The organism is Oceanispirochaeta sp. M1, from assembly GCF_003346715.1.
GTDB lineage: Bacteria > Spirochaetota > Spirochaetia > DSM-2461 > DSM-2461 > Oceanispirochaeta.
Genome location: NZ_QQPQ01000093.1, coordinates 1 through 4,889, shown reverse-complemented (window position 1 = coordinate 4,889; position 4,889 = coordinate 1). Strand labels below are relative to the sequence as shown.

Annotated in this window: 3 protein-coding genes; 2 read left to right on the top strand and 1 reads right to left on the bottom strand. The window is 39.7% G+C overall.

The annotated features are described in order from the left end of the window. Positions 1–561 precede the first annotated feature (561 nt). Positions 562–1,914 (top strand): hypothetical protein, encoded by a 1,353-nt coding sequence (locus tag DV872_RS25735; RefSeq protein ID WP_147283277.1) that lies wholly within the window; start codon positions 562–564, stop codon positions 1,912–1,914. A gap of 167 nt (positions 1,915–2,081) precedes the next feature. Here DV872_RS25735 and DV872_RS25730 read toward each other — a convergent pair whose 3' ends face one another. After that, positions 2,082–3,413 carry an ankyrin repeat domain-containing protein gene (locus DV872_RS25730; RefSeq protein ID WP_114632844.1) on the bottom strand — a complete coding sequence of 444 codons (1,332 nt, stop codon included), beginning with the start codon at positions 3,411–3,413 and terminating at the stop codon, positions 2,082–2,084. A gap of 715 nt (positions 3,414–4,128) precedes the next feature. Here DV872_RS25730 and DV872_RS25725 point away from each other — a divergent pair. Next, positions 4,129–4,889: DUF1835 domain-containing protein (locus tag DV872_RS25725; RefSeq protein ID WP_114632843.1), on the top strand; the 761-nt coding region annotated here is incomplete at its 3' end.

Below are 4,889 nucleotides of genomic sequence, written 5' to 3'. Positions count from 1 at the left end.
TTAAAAAAATGATTCCGGAAATCGCTTAAAAAGTGGCAACTTTAAACCGGAATGGGTGGCAACCTTCGTCCGGAATCACTGGCAACTTTGAACCGGGATGGGTGGCAACTTTCATCCGGATTTTCTACAGTATAAGTATCTTTTGATTTAAATGAATATTTGACAAAATTTGATGATATTTCTGAACATTTTGAAATTGATTAATTAATTCATTTCTGAAGCAATCAATGATTATATAGATTTGGATGGGAATGTAAATAAAGTTTAAATATGTAAATTGAAGAACTAGAAAAAACCAATTATTAGGGAAATTGTAAGGAAATTATTAGGGGAATTATTAGGGAAATTGTAAGTTGACTAATAAATATTTAAACACTAGACTGCCGCATTCGGCGTTGCCGAACGAATGTTGATCAGGAATTATAAACGGAATGGTATGACCAATATTATGCCGAATGACAGATACTTCATTGTACTAACAATTATTGAACTATTAAGGAAGTGTATATGAGCAGATTTAAGGCTCTGGCCAGGTTTTGGCTGGTTTTTAGTGGGTTGCTGTTGGTGTCCGGGACAGCCTTTGGACTCAGAACCGATGTAAAACCACGGATCCCGTGGTTTTCCGAGTCTTCGGGTACTTTAGACCAGGGTACGGTGATCACAATTTCCGGGGAAGAAAAATATAAAAATGACAAGGCCTACACGATTCTCTATATGACTTCGGATATGGATCACTTTGCTGTGTACAAGGGCGAGGAATTCATACTGGACAAGCCTTTGAAAATTACTGCATATGCCAGGTATAACCCGTATCCAGACTTTTACGAAAGCGATGCCCAGAGCCGTTATGCCTACGGCGAATATAAGGTCAAAATGCCCGGTCTGGTCATTACACCGGCACCCGGGGTGTACTACAAGGGTCAGACGGTCAAGCTCGACTGCGGTCGCGTCCCCGTGCTGGAATACTCCTTTGACGGAACCAGTTGGAAGGCCTACACGACCCCCCTGGTACTGGACAGATCCAAAAACATTTTCGCCCGGGCCAAGTGGTCCACCTTTACCACTGTCTACAAGGCAGAGTATGTGGTCGGGGGGCCCCCCACACCACGGATCATGCGCGACCCCGGTGCCTACGACCAGAACACTTCTGTTCCATTTTATCCCGGGGACGACAGGTTTTATTTGACTGTCAACAATGACGGCAGCAGCAAGCTACAGAATGCTAAACATTATTACGGCAGCCGGAAAAATAGCAATGATTTCCTCGAGACAATACCCGTGGACCCCCGGTCAGTACTGGAATACTCCTTTGACGGCACTACCTGGGCAACTTACACAGAACCCCCACGCTTGGCTGACAGCACTACAATCTATGCGCGATCCAGAGCCCTGGGACCGGATCCCCGGGCTGGCAGCCTTTCCAAGGTGGTCAGTGTGGATTATATAGTCAATGTCCCCATGCCCCACTTCGCGCTCACTGGGGGGGCCTACCCAAAGGGCACCAGTATCCAGATCACTGGCGACCCACGCTTCATTCTGGAGTATACTCCTGTCGGCAGTCATGAGTGGATGGAATACAAGGGCCCTCTGGTGCTGGAAAAAGAGGGAACCATCTGTGCCCGGTCCAGGGAAGCAGGCGTCAACGGTGCACCGGATCGCCACTCCGGTTCTATGCTGGGACAGTATACTATCATGGAAAGTGCAATCCACCGCGCCAAGGGCGTAGTTGCCTACGTCCGCGAAAGACAGATGGCTATTATCGTAGAAGATACGACCCGGAAAAAGTGGTATTACGAATTTAAGGGGCCAGCACTGATTGACCCCGAGTATTTGATGATGGGAGCCAGGGTTGATTTCGATGTGGACCTCAGAGGTCGAAAGCCGGTAATTACCAGGATCGAATTAAGCAGATAAGCAGTCATACCGTCGGGGCCAGGATTGATCAAAGGCCCCGGATCATGCACTATCTACCTGAAAAGGGAGTGGTAAGTCACACTTTAAATAAAAAATGCTGTTCAGGTTTGAACAGCATTTTTTATTATTCTTTGAACATTATCAGTATTCTTTCGGAAATACCGGCACTATTTCCTGGCTCCGGCCTTTTCGAAAAGGCTGACAAATTCCACAAAAGGAACCTTGCGGGCAAGACCCAAGGCTGTAAACCCATACTTTTCCTCTTCGTGATTCATATCAATACCGGCAGCCACAAGCACTTCAAATTTTCCTATAAATTCATTCTTTATCCTATCATAATCATTGGTCATAGAATAAGACTTATTGGCCGAAAGCATGTTGTGAATCAGGATATTTTCCTCATAATTGTTGATATGATTGACATCCGCCCCCAGCTTGATAAGGTATTTTACCGAATCGACATTGAGTTGCATGAAAAGCGGGGTAGAGCCCCCATTATTTTCAAAATCAATCTCTGCCCCTGCAGCTACAAGATCTTTTACTATTGGAAAATTATTTGTTTTAAACAATGCCGTTGCACCGAACTCGCCGGGAACATTTACCCCGCAGTCTTTCATAGAAAGGAGTATCAGAACACGTGCCTGATGATTAATCTTAGCCGCATTACATAAGGGGGTATTTCCGTAACGGTCAATTCCATTAATCTCTGCACCATGGGCCAGCAGTGCTGTAACGATTCTCTTGTATTCGGCATTGCTGTGTTTGCTCTCTGGATATGAAGCAATGATATTGAGTGGATCATCGCCGATCTTATTGTCAATCTGCGCGTCAGCACCAGCATTGAGTAATTCTTCCATTAATAAATAATTATCTGCCCTGGACGTGAGGATGAGAGCTGTGTCTTCGCTACCGTTGTGTGTTGCATTAAGATCATAACCTGAGGTGGTAAACAGTTTGATTGTTTGAATAATATCATCTTTGCTTACCCAGAACAGCTCTTCCATCTGTTCTTTTGTAATTGCTATTTTCTGTGATTTAAGAATATCCATATATTCTTTTTTCTGGGCTTCAGATAAAACGGTAGCAGATTCGGTACACCACACTTCAAAGGCAGTTCGCTCTTTTTTTGACACTATCTGAATATCAATCCCTTTTTCAATAAGCCATTGCTGAATATTCGGCTTTTTTGCATAAAAAAGCGATGTATTTCCATCATTGTCAGTCATGTTTATACCGGCGCCGTAGGAGAGGAGGAGACCGGCCATTTCAAGGTCGCTGTTGTTTATAGCAGTGCTTAATACAGTTAAGCCGCTTACTCCGCTTGCATTCGGAGTAACCCCATTTTTAAGCATCCTTTCAACACCGGCAGTATCTTTGATAAGAACAGCCGCTGCCAGGGATTTTTCTTCTTCTGATGGTTGATATTGGATGCTCATACATGATGTCAGCATCATTACTGTAGATAGAAAGGCGATAAGAAAAAATATTTTGTGTTTCATTATTTTATGCTAGATTATTATTTCAAATGATACTACTAATTACTTCTGAATAATTTCTATTAGATAGCCATTCTTGATCCCTTTCTAAAATAGTAAAAGGGAGATTGTGATACTCATATACTATATAATATAATAAATAATAAATAATACTTAATAACGCTTGTCATTTGTTTTGTTCTTTGATATTATTCAGTCAATCATTTGTTTATGAGTGATTTAAAACTGAAAAGTGATATACCTCATCCACTGAGGTTGAACTATATAGGTTTGTTTTGCTTTCCTACTTTGTAGCTTTTATATTTCCTTTTTTAGTTTACCTTTTGGTATAGATTAAAAATGAGAATACGATTGAGACTGTTAACAAATCAAACCACATGAGAAATTAGAATGATACGGTTTTTTACTTAGGTCATTATCCTTTTAAGGTGAAACTCATTGCCTCTCTATGCTGGAGAGGTTTTTTTTCGCCCAAATCTTTTTGCAGATTCAATAAAACATTAAACATCTCATCGATTATATAAGTATTATAATTGTTGTCGTGATCATCACATCTACTACAAAAGGAAGATCGCATGCATGGTGTTGGACTACATAACTTAATCAAGTTCTGTAAGCAATGTCTTTAGTGAACCTTTGATAAATATGATCAAAAAAATATTATTATGAATTAATTTGTTCAAAAATAGTAAAAAATCTTAATGAGAAGGGAAATAGAATGAATCTTTATAGCATAAGATACCATATAGTTTTTGGAGATTCTGCAGCCGGATGTCTGAAATATTTTCTTAGTAATATAAAAAACGTAAAGGCAACAAATGTAATAAGTATTTCTGATGATTATTCATGTGGTCCATTAAATAATTACGATACCAAAGAAGGTGAATCGAATAGGATTCTTTGGATGGATCAATTATTAGAAATGACTCATACAGATAGTGAATCAATAAAGTACTATCATGATAGAATCAGCATATTTAAAGATTCATTAAGAAACATTGAAAAGACTGAAAGGATAATAATTTGGTATGCAAATAACATATCAGATTATATTGGCTTGAGGTATCTTTCTTCAATCCTAGATAATAATGATATGAATATCTATGGAATTAATGTATCGAAATCTTTAAATAGCGAGAAGACATACGGTTCATATAAACCAAAATCATTAGGCGAAATATCTCCAGAAAATTTAGAATTATATTTACCAAGTTGTAAAAATATTGATAATACCCTTTGGACTGAATTTTATAAAAATTGGTGCACTATTACTGATAACAATTATACACTTAGAATACTGGATAAGAGCGAAGTAGCTTATGTTGATGATACTTATTATGATCCACTGATAATGCGGATTCCGGCGAAAACGGACAGCCCTACCGGGAATAAACGGACACCTCCTGGAACCAGGAAAATCCTCAAAGATATTATTGTAGGGTGTCCGTTTATTGTCAATCAATTGAATACATTTTCTTC